Source organism: Mucilaginibacter sp. CAU 1740 (assembly GCF_039839285.1).
Lineage (GTDB): Bacteria > Bacteroidota > Bacteroidia > Sphingobacteriales > Sphingobacteriaceae > Mucilaginibacter.
In genome coordinates, this window is sequence record NZ_JBDOQS010000003.1 from 458,190 (window position 1) to 474,748 (window position 16,559).

Genomic DNA, 16,559 nt, shown 5'->3' on the forward strand with positions numbered 1-16,559 from the left:
GGTTACATCTATGTTGTCATGAAAACATCAATTATTCCGGCTATCGGGAAAACCATGCTCATTACATCAATTTTAGCCTTTAGTGCGCTAAATTACGGTTTTAAAGCCGAAATGAGCGAACAGGAATGGTTAAGCTGGAGCAATAAATGCCTCAGCACGAGTTTTAATCCTGTAGCAGAACCAAACCTTAAAAAGTGGGAGATCGGCCTTACTAACGACTATTTTCTGCGCCTTCGAAAAACTTATCAACAGGGTAAGCAGGAATATTATTCGTTTAATTTACACCGGCTAAACAACGTTGATTACCTCGCCACCGATACGATTGGCACACTCAGATTAAACACTCAAACCGACGATATTATTGTGCAAACCTATGAAGATCCGGCAGGAAACCTCGACTCGATGGCAACCACGCTCGACCTACCCATGCATAACATGACCCCGGCTAAATTTGACAGCCTGAAAAGCGCGCTTAATTATTTTAAGATGAAAAGTTTATAGGTTGACCTGATTTGCAGCAGAATCGAATGATCAATCACGGCTGGGGAAGGACGTGAAAAATATTTTGACATAACAAAAAAGGCCATTTTCTTATCGAAAATAACCTTTTTATCTGTGGTACCAACTGGGATCGACCCAGTGACACAAGGATTTTCAGCCCTTTCGACAATGTTTTTATGTTGTTGAAATTCAATTCGTTAGAAATTTACTTCTCTTACTGTAAAACATTGGGAAAACAAAGCACGGTCTCTCCAAACCGATAATCCAATATAATGAAATTTGATTTCTTAAATTTAATACTCCAATAAATTGTCTACTGGTTCGAACCCAGTTAGGGGAGCAAAAAGCCTCACAGAAATGTGAGGCTTTTTTATGTTTGAAACATTTCACAGGTTTACACGATACAATTACGGAGATAACAAACCGATCAGAAATAGGCTGTTGCTGTTAACTGTTTTGAAGTACGCGGTTGTACTTCAAAACTCCCGACCACTACTTATCAGGCAAGCTGATCCCTTTTGTTAAACAGATGATTGTGTATTGATAAAACGTAACGATCTGCAAATAGTGCGAATAATGTCATAGCTAAAATGAAAAGCCCGGAATTCAATATTTGATTTAAAGGCATTATCCCGTCAAACAAGTTGTTTCCGAATATGAGCAACGCAATAAGGGTAAAAACAATTCCTGCCAAGCCCATAACACAATAGGCAACCAGCGTTTTAATTGCTGATAGACGATCTTTTTTACGTTGAATTACGGCAATCACTTCTGTGCCAAGGTCAACAGCCGGTATAGATGGCTTAACCTTAAGTTCCCGAAAAATGATCTTGTATAAATCTGAATCTCTGGAATCGTCGGCGGTTTCTCCCTGCTCCAGCAATCGCTGAATATCTTCGTCATTTAATTCTTTCATAATTTATGATAAATATTTTTCCAATCTTTCCTTTAAAATTTTTCGTGCTCTGAATAAATGGCTCTTTATTGTTCCGGCAGGAAGCCTTGTGATTTCTTCTATCTCCTGATAAGAGCATTCATTAATATGAAATAGCGTTAAAACGGTTTTATATATTACAGGCAACTGATCTATTTGAGCCTGAAGAAACTCACTATCGCTTTTTTTGATAGAAATAGCTTCGGGTGTAATATTGGTGAAAGGTTTTATATCCTCGGTAAGAATCTCAGTTTGGTTTTTTTTCTGTTTTTTGTAGAAATTTAAAGCAGTAGTATATGCGATTTGCGCAATCCAAGTGGAAAGCTTGGATTCGAAGTTAAACTTTTTTAGATTTTTGTAAACTTTTATAAACACATCCTGGCTTACGTCTTTTATATCATCTTCATTTTTTAAAATCTTGGAGATCATATATAACACCAGCTTTTCGTGCTCAGATACAAGTTGTCTGAAAGCGCCCAGGTCTCCATCATGTATTCGGATTATCAGATCTTTTTCGGCCAGCATTTGGCTGTTAGACAAAAAAAACGTTTTCAATGTTGCGTTGGTAAGTAATTATTTATTTAAAATTTTTGCAACTTTTCTTTTTCCATAAATGTCAAATGTGTAAAAACAATTGACATGGACAAAAATTCAACCTTAGCAACTTTAATCATTGTGATTTTTTTTACAATTGGTTATATTTTCGGAGCGATCTTAAACTACCGGCTAAAATCTAAACTAATTAACCGCGGCTTAACTGATATTGATCTGTTAAAAGCATTGAGCCAGGTTTCTGTAGATTCAAAATTCAAGTCACTTAAATGGGCATTGGTCCTGGCTTTTGCAGGTGCAGGTTTGCTGGTGCTTGAATGTTTTTCTTTTACGCTCAATTCAACCGCGCCCTACGGTATAATCGCTTTATTCATTGCCGCTGGATTATTTACCTATTATATGATCACCGGACGAAACAAAAGTTCGCAGGAGGCCGACTAATAATCCCCTCCTGATAGATCGATTCTGGCCAATCTTGTCACTGCACGTCCACTCCTGGCAATAACAGCATCTGTGCTATAAAGCCTGTCATGCTTTTCCTCTCATTTTGTATTATTTCTTTGTACACATTTTTATAATATTTCATTGAAAAGTATTTTGAATAGTCATATTGATGCTTTTTGTGAAATATATTTTATCAATGGTTAAATTTTGTTAAAACTATAAATTAAATTTTGACTTGTGGAATATTATAATAATTTTGTCTTAACGAAACATAATTTCAATATCAATCTATTTCTCAATACTATATGCTATGATTACATAAAATACGTCCTTTTGTTTTCTGGTTAGGTATTATTTCATTTTTAGCTGATATGGCCATGCTCTACGTATCTTAATTATTAGGAAATGGATGGCCCTGGTCTTTTAATAATATTAAACAATGAAAAATACCTATAAACCTTATGTCTTTAAATAACACATCTACAACCTTGACCTTTCAATACCTTATCAAAACAATCCTAACTATGCTGGCCATTACGTTTTTTCTGAACAGCAAAGCACAACAAATAACAGGTATTGTTACGGATAATCAACAGCATACATTGGATTCAATATCCGTTACACTCTTGCGGGAAAGCGGTATGGCCGTATTGCAATCAACCACAACAAACGTAAACGGTAGTTTTCAGTTTACTAAATTGCAACACGGGAGATACTACATCAGGATACATCATCTCTTTTTTCGGGATACAACGCTGCAGGTTAACTCGCAGAGTGCCGCACATCCCGAACCTTTACTTATTAAGCTTGTGCCAGTTGTTAACACCCTGAAAGAGGTGACAGTAAAGTACAGGAAGCCAACATTTGAGAAAAAACTCGATCGCTTTGTTTTTGACGTGCAACAAACCGGGATCACAACAGGGAATGATTCATGGTCTGTATTAAAAGGCACACCAATGATAAACGCAGATAATGGGGGGAATCTTTCAATATCCGGGATACAAGGGGTAACCGTTTATATCAATGAGCGTAAAGTTAACCTTTCGGGTAATGATCTTTATCAGTATCTGAAAACAACTCCTGCCGACAATATTGAAAAAGTGGAGATTATAACCATCCCCTCAGGTAAATATCAGGCGGGTAACTCAGGTGGGATAATTAATATTGTAATGAAAAAGAACCAGCTGGAGGGTTTTAACGTTGTGGCAACACTCTCCGATCAGCAGGCTACCTATAATTCTCAGAATGCGTCGGCACAATTAACTTATAAAAAGAAAAAGTTAAATGCTTTAGTAACTGTTAACGCAGCTTCAACCAATCTTCATGTAAGTACCGATAATTCAATTCATTATCTGGAACCGGCTGAAGATGAAAAATTAGTTACACAACTTGATACAAAACCGCAACGCAACCTGGGCCTCACAGCCGAATTAGATTATGATTTGACCGCCAGTGCAAGGATATCTTTTCAAAGCGACTATAGAAATACTCATGTAAACAGGTTTAATACCGCGATTGACCAGATTTTCAAAACAGGCGATGATTTACAAACGCTACAGAGTGAATCACCTTTTCAAGAGTCGCGCAACCTGCTCAATAATAATATTTATTATGAGTTTATAGATAAAAAGAATAGTAGCAAACTGACTATTAACGCAGATTATCTTTATTACAAATCAGATAATCATTCAACATTTTTAGCTTATGATCAGGACAGCTTGGATGTTGTTTACAGCGGCATACAAAATGGAAGCACGCAGCTTATTAAAAATTATGGAGTGCAGGCCGACTATGATAAAAAAGTGCTGAAAAAGATGGATTTTGAAGCTGGATTAAGATTTTCAGGCACTAATAGTAATAACGATTATAGCTACAAATCATTTGTTGAAAATAATTGGGTAGCCAATCCGCTTTATTCTGACAGGTTTATTTACCGTGAAAAAATCATTGCGGGCTACGCACTACTCCAAAGCTCATTTGGTAAAAAATGGAGCGCAATGGCTGGCCTCCGGGTTGAAAACACGCGCCTTGATAACAGTAGTTTTTCTACAGGTGGCAATTACCGGCAAAACTACCTGAATTTCTTCCCCTCTGTTTATGTTGACTTTAAACCGGGCGAAAACCATGCTTTCTCTTTCGCGGTAAAAAGCGATATCAACCGACCAGGGTACAGCCAGCTTAATCCATTTACTTATGTACTTGGGGATAAATATTTTGTAAGCGGTAACCCGGCGTTGAGGCCCTCCAATACACTACTTGCCGAGTTAAGCTATATATATCATGATAACTATACGTTTGTTTTAGGTTATAACCACAGCAGTCATCTTATTGGCCAGTTACCAAATGTTCACCGGCCCGATACAATTTTTCTTGAAAGGTTTAATTACGGTAATTCAGATAACCTTCACCTTACAAACGTTATTAATCAAACCGTTATTAAAAATGTATGGATATTTAATTTGACTAATACATTTAGTTATCAGTATCAGAATGTAGCTACCACCGTGTTTACCGGAAAAACACATAATTACTTTTATAGCGGCAACCTCAACCAAACGTTCCCCGGCATATTTAAATCAAAACTCGATCTTTCTGTAAATAGTAATTATTATACGGCTCAAAAGTATGCCAATACCAAAGTGAGCGCTTACGGCGATCTGAATATCGGGCTTAGCAGAAAATTTCCGGCCCAGGCTATGGTAATTTCTTTATATGGGGCAGATCTGCTGAATACCCAAAAATTAAAAACATTCAATATTGACGGATATAATTATCGCTCAAGCTTAAAAACATTTAATGACAGCCGATCAGTACGTATCTCCATTGTGAAAAGGTTTGGTAACGGCAAATTAAAAAGCATGAAAAAAAGGGATACCGAAAACAGCAATGAGATCAACCGAACAAAATAGAATATACCATTCGAATGTATATATAGGTGCTTTCTGCAGAAGCAACCGGGCCTGAATGCATACGGGATGTAGCTATGCATGAAAAACAAAAAAATACATTAATTAACATGAAAAGCGCCAAACTAAAATCGCTAATGCTTGAGAAGAAAAACAACCTTGAGCAGGATCTTAACAATTCTGAAGAAATGGTTGTATTGAATGAAGAGAAACTAAGCCATCTGCAGGGTGGTAACTCCGCGCCATCTAAATGTGATCAAAATTCTTGCGGCCTTAAACACGCAGATTGTGGTCAGAACGATTGCACGCTTAATTTTTAGTGTAAAATTAAGAAGTATGCAGAAAAGAGATACCGAAAATCGCAATGAGATCAACCGAACAAAATAGAATATATCATTCGAATGTATATATGTAGGTGCTTTCTGCAGAAGTAACCAGGCCTGAATGCATACAGGGTGTAGCTATGCATGAAAAACAAAAAAATACATTAATTAACATGAAAAGCGCCAAACTAAAATCGCTAATGCTTGAGAAGAAAAACAACCTTGAGCAGAATCTTAACAATTCTGAAGAAATGGTTGTATTAAACGAAGAGAAACTGAGCCATCTGCAGGGTGGTAACTCCGCGCCATCTAAATGTGATCAAAACTCTTGCGGTATTAAATCCGTGGATTGCGGTCAGAATGATTGCACGCTTAATTTTTAGTGTAAAGCAAAGCAAGCCAGAAGATCAGATCTTCTGGCTTTAAACTTTTTATTCTTTTTTTATGAATCTAAAACTATCACAGTATACTCATTTTTGTACAGATGAGGATATATTGCCTATGCATTCGCTCTTGTATGGTACGCGGTCTGGGGCCCTCGTCGAAATTCTGAATACTGATGTTCAGATTCTGAAGAGCGGGGAGTTTGACAAGCTATCTACGCAAATGTTGAAAATGTTGATCAACCTCGAGATACTTGTACCCGAAACAGAAAATGAACTGTTATCGGTTCTTAGTTTCAACAAAGCCAAAACCAAAGATGAGAATACGCTCGGTTTTACCATACAGCCGTCAAGTAATTGCCAGTTAGGCTGTCACTATTGCGGCCAGGTACACACCAAAAAAGTTATGAAAAGAGATATCGCTGACATCATGTATGACAGGATTAAATCTAAGGTGGAAGAGCGGTCACCAGCTGTGAAGGCCTTGAGTGTTACCTGGTACGGAGGGGAGCCGCTTACCGGTCTCAGTAGTATAGAGTACAATTCTAAAAAATTGTTAAAGCTGGCCAGTGATCACAATCTGCAGTATAACGCCAATATTATTACAAATGGCCTCATTTTGAAAGAGGAACTTTTCAAGGTTTTTGTTTCAGAATATAAAATTATGCATTACCAGATCACGGTTGACGGCACTGCAGAATTTCATGATAAACGCAGGATGCTGAAAAGCGGAACGGCATCGTTCGATATTATATTTAAAAATATCCTTAATATAGTAAACTCTGAATTTTACCAAACCTCAGGTGCCAGAATTGCCATGAGATGTAATGTTGATGCCGAGAATAAGGAAAATGTATTTGAGCTGATCAACCTTTTGCGTACAGAAGGTATTCTTTCCAAAATTGATTTTTATATATCGCCTATCCATGATTGGGGTGATAATAATGCAACAAAGATCAATGGGATCAGCAAAGAAGATTTTGCACAGTTTGAAATTGATGTTTTCCTGGAATTGATGAAAGACGGTTTTAATGTCAATAACCTTATCCCGCCCAGAAAAACATATACCTGCATGGTGGTAAGCGAAACATCAGAAGTTTTCGATGCTTTTGGCAATGTTTCTACCTGTTGGGAAGTACCGCTTACGCCTGCTTTTGAAAACACACCTTTTATCTCGGGAAATATGGTAGAAAATCCGCTGATAGATACTTCAGATGCGGCGATGCGGAATTGGTACGATGAAATCCCTACCAATGACACCTGGTGCAAAAGCTGCAAATTTTTGCCGGTATGCGGGGGATCATGTCCGAAAGAATGGTACAATAACAGCCCTGCGTGCCCATCATTTAAGTTCAATATCGACGACCGCCTGTTTATGAGTAAACTTAAACAATATGAAACAATCAAAGCTTAATATAAATACCACCAAATATGAAGAGCCGGAACTGATAAAGGCCCGGTTGGATTTGTTGCTTGATAAATTCGGTATGTTGGAAAATCATGTTAAGCCGGCTAACAATTACAGCCCAAGGCATATTTTCCACGATCTTGAAAGAGCCTTTGAAGCAAAACTGAGCAAAAATGAAATTTTAACAATGTTCTATAACTTTTTGAAATTTGAGGAAAGCCTTCAGTGCTTAAAGCGCCGGGAGTTCCACTCGGGCGAGTATATCATCAATAACATCATCAATCTTAATGCGGATTACAACCCGGCTGTGCGGGCCGGTATGGATTCTCTTTTTATGGCTGTTGTTGCCTATAATTCCTATGTGAAGGGAAACCATCAGCAGGCCATAGCGGAATTGTCAGGCGCGATTGAAAAGGCCGAAGAGCAGGGTAAATCTTTTCCGATGTTCTATGCCTGTATCCAGGAACAATGGTTAAATAAAGTTAGGGTATATTATAAAAAGAAGGATTTTACTACCTCGTTAGCGGAGTCTGTATCGCTTATTGTTCATTCCCTAACTGGAAGATATAGAAGTAACCCTGATGTTGAACAGGGCTATTTGCTCCTTTCCAGCGATACCAGGCACATGATGCAGGATCATATTCTTAATAATATTCTCCGTTACCTCAGCGATATACCCAACGAATCCGGGAATGATTTCAGCCTGAACCAATATAAGCAGCAACTGGTAACTGGGTTGGCCCAACAGTTGATAGATGAGCCTGAACAAGGCGATAACCAGCAGGCATTATCTGTACTGAGCGAATTATACAATCATAAACCAGAGGCATTTATAACAGGCGTTATAAATAATTTTAATGCTGTGTTAAATGCTAACAACAGCGTTCAGCACGCTATTTTTTCAGAATTGGAGCACCTGTTTATGCATTTTGAAACAGAGGTACATACTCATCAAAATTATCAGGCGTTCTTAAACTATTCAGCCGAACTTAATCCTGAATCAAGCTCGGTAATAACAAGGCAAATAAAAGAGGTTGCGTAGCTAAAAATGAGGTTTCCACACTATTCACAACTAAATTTTACTGATTGCGGGCCTACATGTTTAAGAATAATTCTTAAATATTACGGCAAAGACTGCAATATGGAATACCTGCGCACGATTTGCCCGGTAACGAGGTCTGGAATTACCTTGGGCGACATTTTAAGCGCTGCAAGAGTTCTGGATTTTGAAGCTGTAGCCGCCAAAGTTTCGCTGGATGGTTTAAAGAAAAACATCCTGTTGCCATGTATCCTTCACTGGAACAGCGATCATTTTGTGGTACTTTATAAAATATCCAATACTGGATTTTATTATATCTCGGATCCGGGCTTCGGGAAATTAAGGCTTTCCAGTGTAGAATTTGAGGCCTTGTGGAAAGATAAGCAACCAATGGGAGTGGCGTTACGCCTTATTCCGAATGATAGTTTTTTTGACAGCACGTTGCCTGAACAATCCAGGCGTGATGACTGGCAAAAAAGTTTCCGTTTTTTGAAAAATAACCTTCAGGGGCAATATACCAAGCTCGCCGGGCTCTTTATTTTGCTGGGCATCGGGGCGCTGTTTCTTTATTTATTGCCGCTAAGTATGCAACGATTGATAGATAAGGGGGTGAACAACAAAAACACATCAGTAGTTTACCTGGTAATCTTCTTTCAGCTGGCTATAATGTTGGGGCAGATCCTATCTGATTGGGTAAGGGGACTGGTTAGAGTAAACTTTAGCATGCAGATCAGTATCAATATTATCAGTAACCTGCTCAATAAACTGGTGCGGCTTCCACTCAGTTTTTTTGACACAAGGCTAAACACAGATATATTGCAAAGGATAGAAGATCAGCAAAAAATAGAGTCATTTTTGTCGCAGAAAATTACGCAGGCTTTGTTTTCTCTGATTCTTATCGTTGTTTTCTCAGTATTACTGGCCAGCTATAATGTAAATATCTTTTATGTTTTCCTGGGCCTCAGCCTGTTTTCTTTTGCATGGATCTTTCTTTTTCTTGGTAAAAGAAAGAATATTGACTACTATACCTTCAAGCTGGCTTCCGACAACAAGAATGCACTTATTGAAATAATACAGGGCATGAAGGAAATAAAAATAAACAATTCTCACCGGCAAAAGATAAAACTGTGGACTGCGATTCAAAAGGAATATTTTAAGCTAAAGGTCAGGTCGCTGAATCTCAACCTGTACCAAACAATTGGCGTTAACGCGATCACCCAGGTAAAGAATATTATTATTACACTTTTTTGCGCGCTTTGGATAATAGAGGGTAAATTCACTATAGGCGAAATGCTGAGTGTTGGTTATATCACCGGCATGATGTCAGGCCCCATGGAATCCCTTGTGGATCTTGTCCAATCTGGCCAGGACGCCAAACTTTCTTTTGACCGGATAGATGAGGTTCACCAAAAAGAAAATGAAAGTGCCGGACATGACATCATTCCTCCCGAACAAATAAAAAACGGTATATTTTTAGATAACGTAAGTTTTAAATACGAAGGAAGCTTTAGTCCTTATGTATTGCGGGATCTCACTTTACATGTTCCGCAGGGTAAAACTACAGCTATTGTGGGCAGCAGTGGAAGTGGGAAAACCACGTTATTGAAATTATTGTTAAAGTTTTATAATCCGCAAATCGGCGGCATTTTTGTTGATACAAACAATATGTTGAATATAAATGCTGACTGGTGGCGCGACAGGTGCGGAACTGTAATGCAGGATGGCTACATTTTTAATGGAACAATTGCCGAGAATGTATCCCTCTCAGACGATTTGCCTGACCCGGTGAGGTTGGATTTTTGTTTAAAAACGGCTTGCCTTGACGAATTTGTAAGCCAGTTGCCACTGGGTGCCAATACCCGGATTGGAACCGGCGGAAGTGACCTGAGCGGTGGTCAGAAACAAAGAATATTAATTGCCAGGGCCATTTACAAGGATCCTGAATTTATCTTTTTTGATGAAGCAACAAGCTCCCTCGATGCAAAGAACGAATCAGACATTATGGCTAATCTTAACAGCTACCTGGTTGGGAAAACTGTAGTTGTTGTGGCACACAGGCTTAGCACAGTAAAGAATGCCGACCAGATTGTTGTATTGCATAGAGGCGAAATTGTTGAAATTGGTAATCACGAAACACTTGCCGGTATGCAAAGTCACTATTACGAATTGGTTAGGAATCAGCTGGAACTTGGAAATTAGTTGAAATTATCAACCCTCGCAGAAGCTTAAATCCGCCGCTAAAGCGTGATGATATTAATACTTTAGTTGTTATCCTGGTGCAGCAGCCGGAGCCGTTAGAACAAAAGGAAGTGAAGCCAGATCCCCAAAAAGCATGGTGGAAGTTTTGGTAATAACCGATAATCAATTTAGACCACAAGCCTGCGCTACCCTTCCCTCTTTGGTTGCTTAGGGTAGCTTTGCTTATGGCGGGGCGCACAGGCCATCCACACTCCAGAAAGATCGGTGTTCTTCACTTGTAAGCTACACATACAATCACGCCAGGCTTCATTGCGTTTAATGAGTGCTATCGCACACATTTCACTCCATTGCTTTACCTTGCTTCTTAGGTAGAGATTTCCCTTTGCCATCCCGGCACACATGCGCACTCCCTCGCAAAGCAGATCTTCACCGGCCACCACTTGAGCAGCCTGTCAGGCTTGTTGTTAGCAGCAAAGTCGTTCATCACATTAGCTTTCTCTGTCTTCATCAACCTTTCACCTGTGCTGCGCTTTCACTTGGTTTGGCAACTAGGTGAGCTTGCAACGTTCAAGATTAATTCAGCCAGTCGCTCATATTGTAAGGCTCACCTGCTTCGTCGTCGAGGGCTTCACAACTGTCATGGCATTTGAAAGACCAAAGCACAACCCTTAGAAGTCAAACACAACGCCAGTTTTTTGTGTGAAGCATTCTTTGTGGCCGCACTTCGTTCTATCTCCACAAAGATCCTCTCCTCTATTCGCAGGACGGTTCGCAGATTTATAAAGATTATATATATTTATCGTATGAAGACACCAGATATCCTAAAACAAGTAGATCACCTCATAAACCTGGCAAACACAGGCCTTGCACGTAAGATTAGAGGAGACTACGGCTCCGACTACGTACATCATGGAGATTACTTAGGATTTAAAGCGGCTTCTTTATCGTTTATTTCGTTGATATATGGTGAAACACATTCGTATTACACTATGTTTAAAGGATCTATAACAGATTCCTATATCGGCACTATCGAAGGCGGCGTAAATATTTTAAATCAAATTAAGCATGAAGTAGAAAATGGTTGGTTAACAACAGTTAAACAATTGGTTACAGCAGAGGTCTTCTCTGACTTCTTGGAAATGAGTGAACACCTACTTGATGAAGGTTACAAAGACGCCGCGGCAGTTATGGTAGGCTCTGTACTTGAAGAACACTTACGTCAATTATGCCAATCTCATAGCATAGATACGCATGTGTTAAAAGGCACCGATAGCGTTGCAAAAAAAGCAGCAGCAATAAATGACGATTTAAAAAAGGCTGGTGCGTATGGCCCTATACAGCAAAAGCAGGTGACTGCCTGGTTAGGGACGAGAAATAGCGCAGCACATGGACACTATAATGATTATACATTAGCGGAAGTCAAATTAATGTATCAAGGGGTGTTGAACTTTTTAGCGGAGGTTAAGTAATGACACTTGTAGCCACTTGGGTAAATCTCGAACCAGGGATTGCACCATCTATTTGGACGGCGGCGGACACGAAAATTTCGGATGGTAAGGAGACGATCATGCTTGAAGGTTCAAAGGTATTTGAACTACCGTTATCATGCAGAACGCTGGGCGGTAGTTCCTACGGCAACGTATATTATAAAACGTCTTTAGGCTTCTCTTATGCTGGCAGTTCTATGATTGGGTTGAATACCTACGCAACCCTTTGCTCCGTACTCAGCAACTTGGGTAGCGGCCCACCTAATTTGCCAGATCACATTAGTATCGTTAATAAGGCAAAGGATATTCTGAAGGTTTACACTATTTCTGTTCAGAGTTACGCAGAAATTAGCATATGGGGATTTTGCCCAATTACTCACCTTCCATTTATAGGCGTAGTTAGCGCAGTCAAAACGACAGAAGTGGTCTACACAGTAGAAATAAAGTACGGCTACGAAGACCAGCTTTACTGTAGTTTAATCGGTAGTCACAAGTCTGAAGTTAACAGTGAAATAGCTGCTCGATGCGCAATGCTGGCAAATTCCAAGAGTCACGACTACTGGCGAACTCCTATAAAAGTTCTAAGGGATGTTATTAAACAAAATTCGTACGAAGAAATTGGTGGCAATATACAGTTAGCTATAATCCCATCAAATGGTTCTTTCAACCATTTCGCAATGTCAGTCCCAGTTGAAGGAATATCTCCTCGGACACATACGCAGAAATATCGTAACATCGATCAATTAGAAGAAATAGGGCGTTGGGTCGGAAACTGCTTGATTGCTATACCTGCACTCGAAATAGATTTCCCGTTATCAGAAACATAATGGCAAAGTAAATGAAAGATGATATGGCAGTTAAGCAATACTCTCCTGTTTAGCTATAGGCATAGATAGGAACGGAATGAATTACTCTGCAAAGTTACGCTTATAGCTGCTGAAGCGTGCAAGAGCTTCCTGCATAAACCACAAGCTAACACTCAGGCCATTTATTCGTTTGCCATCTTGCACTTGATTGCTATAAGCGTAGAGGGGTTCCGTAATTCATTTATTCACATAATCATATTTCGAAAGGAGGATACAAGAGCCAGCTGCTAAAAAATCAATTTCAAAGCGCGCCAAAAGTGTGCCAAATAGACCGTCGCTAAAGGGAAATGGCGCACTACAAAGTCAAACCAGAGCCTGTTGATAGATAGGCAAGAGTTAGCTAACAATATTTAAGAACCCGCACTCCGCGGTCAGAGAGGCATTTTAAGACATAAAAAAATCCCCTTAAAATTAACTAAGAGGATTTCTGTTTCTGTGGTACCAACTGGGATCGAACCAGTGACACAAGGATTTTCAGTCCTTTGCTCTACCATCTGAGCTATGGTACCAAACCGTTCCCGTGATTGGGGAGTGCAAATGTAGTGTCTTTTTTTAAGTTTGAAAATTTTTTTTGCAAAAAGATTGAATAAGTCGCCGTTTTTGAAATAACTATACAGGAAATCAGCCAATTAATTTTCAAATATTTTTTCGATCTCAAAACATTTCGGGCTTTCAACAATTCATTTAACTTTGAACAAATTACTATGCACGCATAATGATTGCACAGCTTATATTCATCACCATTCTTGGTGCAGCGGTTTACCTTTTCAGTAAAAACGTTGCTAAAATTAGGCGCAACATACTGTTGGGCAGAGAGGTAGATCGGAATGACCAACCTGCATTGCGCTGGAAAGTGATGGCTAAAGTAGCCCTTGGCCAAACCAAAATGACTAAAAGGCCGGTTGCCGCGGTTATGCATTTTTTCATTTATGTGGGTTTTATCATTATTAACCTCGAGGTGCTGGAGATTATGATAGATGGCATCTTCGGTTCGCACAGAATATTTTCGCATCCGCTGGGAAGTTTATATGGTTTGTTAATAGGAGGCTTTGAAGGGCTTGCGGTGTTGGTCCTTGTAGCTTGTATTGTGTTTCTATGCCGACGCAATATTGTAAAGCTTAAACGTTTTTCAGGCACGGAGATGACCCAATGGCCAAAATCTGATGCTAATTATATTCTCATTACCGAGATCCTACTCATGACGGCCTTCCTTACCATGAATGCTGCCGATTATAAACTGCAACTACTGCATTTTGAACATTACGTTAAAGCTGGCTCTTTTCCAGTAAGTTCATTACTTACTCCCCTGCTGCCAGATAGCGCTTCTGCATTGGTAATTATTGAGCGGACTTGCTGGTGGTTCCACATCATAGGCATTTTGTGCTTTTTAAATTACCTGCCTTATTCCAAGCATTTTCATATCCTACTGGCTTTTCCAAACACTTACTACTCCAACTTAAACCCTAAGGGTAAGTTTACCAATATGGCAACGGTTACTACAGAGGTTAAGGCTATGCTCGATCCATCTTTTGTACCGGAAACAACGGGCGAACCTGGCAGGTTTGGAGCGAAAGATGTAACCGACCTTACCTGGAAAAACCTGATGGAGGCCTATACCTGTACCGAGTGTGGCAGATGTACTTCGGTCTGTCCGGCAAATATCACTGGTAAATTACTCTCCCCCCGCAAGATCATGATGGATACCCGCGACAGGATCACCGAGGTTGGGAACAATATAGATAAACACGGAAAGGATTACCAGGACGATAAAGCCCTGCTTGATAATTACATTACCCGCGAAGAGATCTGGGCCTGCACTACCTGCAACGCTTGTACGGATGCCTGCCCGGTAAATATCAACCCGCTCGAAATTATTACCGAATTGCGACGTTACGCCGTGATGGAAGAATCGCAGGCTCCCGCAAGTATTAACAATATGTTTGGTAATGTAGAGAACAACGGTGCCCCCTGGAAATATAGCCAGGCCGACAGGTTTAACTGGGCTGAAGAATAAATTCATTAAGTCATTAAGTCATTGTTTGATGGGTTAATGACTCGATGACCTAATGACTCAATGACTTAATTTATGAGTAAAATAAAAATTCCTACCATGGCCGAGATGGCTGCCGAGGGCAAAGAACCCGAAATTTTATTTTGGGTAGGATGCGCAGGTAGCTTTGACGATCGTGCACGCAAAATAACCCGCGATATATGCAAGATACTGCATCATGTAGGCATTAGCTATGCAGTTTTGGGTACTGAGGAGAGTTGTACCGGCGATCCGGCAAAGCGTGCCGGTAACGAATTTCTATTCCAGATGCAGGCCATGATGAACATTCAGCTTTTGGATGGTTACAACATCAAAAAAATAGTTACCGGTTGTCCGCATTGCTTTAATACCATAAAAAACGAGTATCCTGGCTTAGGCGGCAATTATGAGGTGATCCATCATACACAACTTATTCAGCAGCTGATAAACGATGGTAAGCTTAAAGCCGAAGGCGGAGAAAGCTTTAAAGGCAAACGGATCACTTATCATGACCCATGTTATTTAGGCAGAGGGAATGATGTTTACGAAGCCCCACGCGCTGCTTTAGAGATACTGGATACCGAACTGGTTGAAATGAAACGCTGCAAATCAAACGGATTATGTTGTGGTGCCGGCGGCGCGCAGATGTTTAAAGAACCGGAGCCGGGTAAAACGGATATCAATATGGAGCGCATTGCCGATGTTATCGAAGCTAATGCACAAGTTGTTGCCGCGGCCTGTCCGTTTTGCATGACCATGCTTACAGATGGCGTAAAACACCAGGATAAGCAGCAGGAGATACAGGTGCTGGATATTGCCGAGATCACTGTTAAAGCTAACGGGTTATAAAAATACTATCCGAAATAAGAATTTCAGACTTCAATTTTAAATAACATAAAGGGCCGCGTTTCTACCGCGGCCCTTTATGTTATTTGGCCGATGCAGGCAGGGTTTCTTTCACCGCACCACAGGTCAACATTTGATTGCCGTAGTATGGATTTTGGATAGCCTCAGTTTCGCTAAGCCAATATAATTTTTTCATTGGGCAATAATCGCGGTATAGGGTAGCCGTATTCAGTTTAATTGCTTTTGCTGCCCCGAACATATTTTCTGAAAGGCTGGCAAAATGCTCGCGCTGATGTTCTATATCATTGCTTTCTGAAATATGGCGGGCATCAAACTTTAGCTTATCTGCATATTTTGACCAGGTGGTTTTATCGTTGGCCGAAAGTTTCCCGGCTGGAAATGAACTGATTGCTGCAAGCAATGCCTTTGCTTTAACATTGGTTGCGCTGGCATCACCGCTAATGAGCGCGTTTTTTACGCCGTAATAGGCGTTTAGCACGGCCTGGTTTGATGAATTATCTTGTGCGTTAACCGATGTAACATAAAATAGCGCGATAATAGCGCAAATAAAAATTTGAAGTTTTTTCATGATCTTGAATTAAAAAATAATTACGCGTTACCGCCTAAGCAGCAACAGTTGAT

The 16,559-nt window shown here is 39.9% G+C and carries 16 protein-coding genes and 1 tRNA gene; 12 read left to right on the top strand and 5 right to left on the bottom strand.

Going from position 1 to position 16,559, the window contains the following annotated elements:
• The first annotated feature begins 18 nt into the window (after window positions 1–18).
• A complete protein-coding gene (locus tag AAFN85_RS09530; protein ID WP_347526936.1) occupies window positions 19–501 on the top strand; it encodes a hypothetical protein in 483 nt (160 codons plus the stop codon).
• 499 nt (window positions 502–1,000) lie between these two features.
• On the opposite strand, the gene AAFN85_RS09535 is transcribed toward AAFN85_RS09530, so the two are convergent.
• Both AAFN85_RS09535 and AAFN85_RS09540 read right to left on the bottom strand, forming a co-directional pair.
• Window positions 1,001–1,417 (bottom strand): hypothetical protein, encoded by a 417-nt coding sequence (locus tag AAFN85_RS09535; RefSeq protein WP_347526938.1) that lies wholly within the window; start codon window positions 1,415–1,417, stop codon window positions 1,001–1,003.
• 3 nt (window positions 1,418–1,420) lie between these two features.
• Window positions 1,421–1,960, bottom strand: a complete 540-nt coding sequence (locus tag AAFN85_RS09540) for a sigma-70 family RNA polymerase sigma factor (protein WP_347526939.1) — start codon at window positions 1,958–1,960, stop codon at window positions 1,421–1,423.
• Window positions 1,961–2,110: 150 nt separating this feature from the next.
• Between AAFN85_RS09540 and AAFN85_RS09545 the strand changes: the two genes are divergently transcribed.
• The 7 genes from AAFN85_RS09545 (at window position 2,111) to AAFN85_RS09575 (ending at window position 10,689) form a co-directional block, all read left to right on the top strand.
• The gene (locus tag AAFN85_RS09545; RefSeq protein WP_347526940.1) at window positions 2,111–2,428 is read left to right on the top strand and encodes a DUF6249 domain-containing protein; all 318 of its coding nucleotides are present in this window, start codon (window positions 2,111–2,113) and stop codon (window positions 2,426–2,428) included.
• 464 nt (window positions 2,429–2,892) lie between these two features.
• Window positions 2,893–5,340: a TonB-dependent receptor gene (locus AAFN85_RS09550; protein ID WP_347526941.1), complete on the top strand. Its 2,448-nt coding sequence runs from the start codon at window positions 2,893–2,895 to the stop codon at window positions 5,338–5,340.
• Between the two features lie 107 nt (window positions 5,341–5,447).
• Entirely contained in the window at window positions 5,448–5,657 is a 210-nt protein-coding gene (locus AAFN85_RS09555; protein WP_347526942.1) for a hypothetical protein, read from the top strand.
• A gap of 176 nt (window positions 5,658–5,833) precedes the next feature.
• The gene (locus tag AAFN85_RS09560) at window positions 5,834–6,043 is read left to right on the top strand and encodes a hypothetical protein (RefSeq protein WP_347526943.1); all 210 of its coding nucleotides are present in this window, start codon (window positions 5,834–5,836) and stop codon (window positions 6,041–6,043) included.
• Window positions 6,044–6,266: 223 nt separating this feature from the next.
• Complete coding sequence (locus AAFN85_RS09565) at window positions 6,267–7,457, top strand: radical SAM protein (protein ID WP_347526944.1); 1,191 nt, start codon at window positions 6,267–6,269, stop codon at window positions 7,455–7,457.
• Complete coding sequence (locus AAFN85_RS09570; protein WP_347526945.1) at window positions 7,438–8,493, top strand: hypothetical protein; 1,056 nt, start codon at window positions 7,438–7,440, stop codon at window positions 8,491–8,493. The genes AAFN85_RS09565 and AAFN85_RS09570 overlap by 20 nt, the downstream gene beginning before the upstream one ends.
• A 6-nt stretch (window positions 8,494–8,499) precedes the next feature.
• Window positions 8,500–10,689, top strand: coding sequence for a peptidase domain-containing ABC transporter (locus AAFN85_RS09575; RefSeq protein ID WP_347526946.1), 2,190 nt, complete (start codon window positions 8,500–8,502; stop codon window positions 10,687–10,689).
• Window positions 10,690–11,053: 364 nt separating this feature from the next.
• Here the strand turns inward: AAFN85_RS09575 and AAFN85_RS09580 are convergent, their stop codons facing one another.
• A complete protein-coding gene (locus AAFN85_RS09580; protein ID WP_347526947.1) occupies window positions 11,054–11,197 on the bottom strand; it encodes a hypothetical protein in 144 nt (47 codons plus the stop codon).
• Window positions 11,198–11,492: 295 nt separating this feature from the next.
• Between AAFN85_RS09580 and AAFN85_RS09585 the strand changes: the two genes are divergently transcribed.
• Window positions 11,493–12,158, top strand: a complete 666-nt coding sequence (locus tag AAFN85_RS09585) for a hypothetical protein (RefSeq protein WP_347526948.1) — start codon at window positions 11,493–11,495, stop codon at window positions 12,156–12,158.
• Window positions 12,158–13,003 carry a hypothetical protein gene (locus tag AAFN85_RS09590; protein WP_347526949.1) on the top strand — a complete coding sequence of 282 codons (846 nt, stop codon included), beginning with the start codon at window positions 12,158–12,160 and terminating at the stop codon, window positions 13,001–13,003. The genes AAFN85_RS09585 and AAFN85_RS09590 overlap by 1 nt, the downstream gene beginning before the upstream one ends.
• Before the next feature lie 475 nt (window positions 13,004–13,478).
• Here AAFN85_RS09590 and AAFN85_RS09595 read toward each other — a convergent pair.
• Window positions 13,479–13,551, bottom strand: a tRNA-Phe gene (locus tag AAFN85_RS09595).
• Window positions 13,552–13,757: 206 nt separating this feature from the next.
• Here AAFN85_RS09595 and AAFN85_RS09600 point away from each other — a divergent pair.
• Entirely contained in the window at window positions 13,758–15,056 is a 1,299-nt protein-coding gene (locus AAFN85_RS09600) for a (Fe-S)-binding protein (RefSeq protein ID WP_347526950.1), read from the top strand.
• A gap of 72 nt (window positions 15,057–15,128) precedes the next feature.
• Complete coding sequence (locus tag AAFN85_RS09605) at window positions 15,129–15,920, top strand: (Fe-S)-binding protein (RefSeq protein WP_347526951.1); 792 nt, start codon at window positions 15,129–15,131, stop codon at window positions 15,918–15,920.
• A gap of 79 nt (window positions 15,921–15,999) precedes the next feature.
• Here AAFN85_RS09605 and AAFN85_RS09610 read toward each other — a convergent pair whose 3' ends face one another.
• Window positions 16,000–16,506 carry a DUF3347 domain-containing protein gene (locus AAFN85_RS09610; protein WP_347526953.1) on the bottom strand — a complete coding sequence of 169 codons (507 nt, stop codon included), beginning with the start codon at window positions 16,504–16,506 and terminating at the stop codon, window positions 16,000–16,002.
• Window positions 16,507–16,559 lie beyond the last annotated feature (53 nt).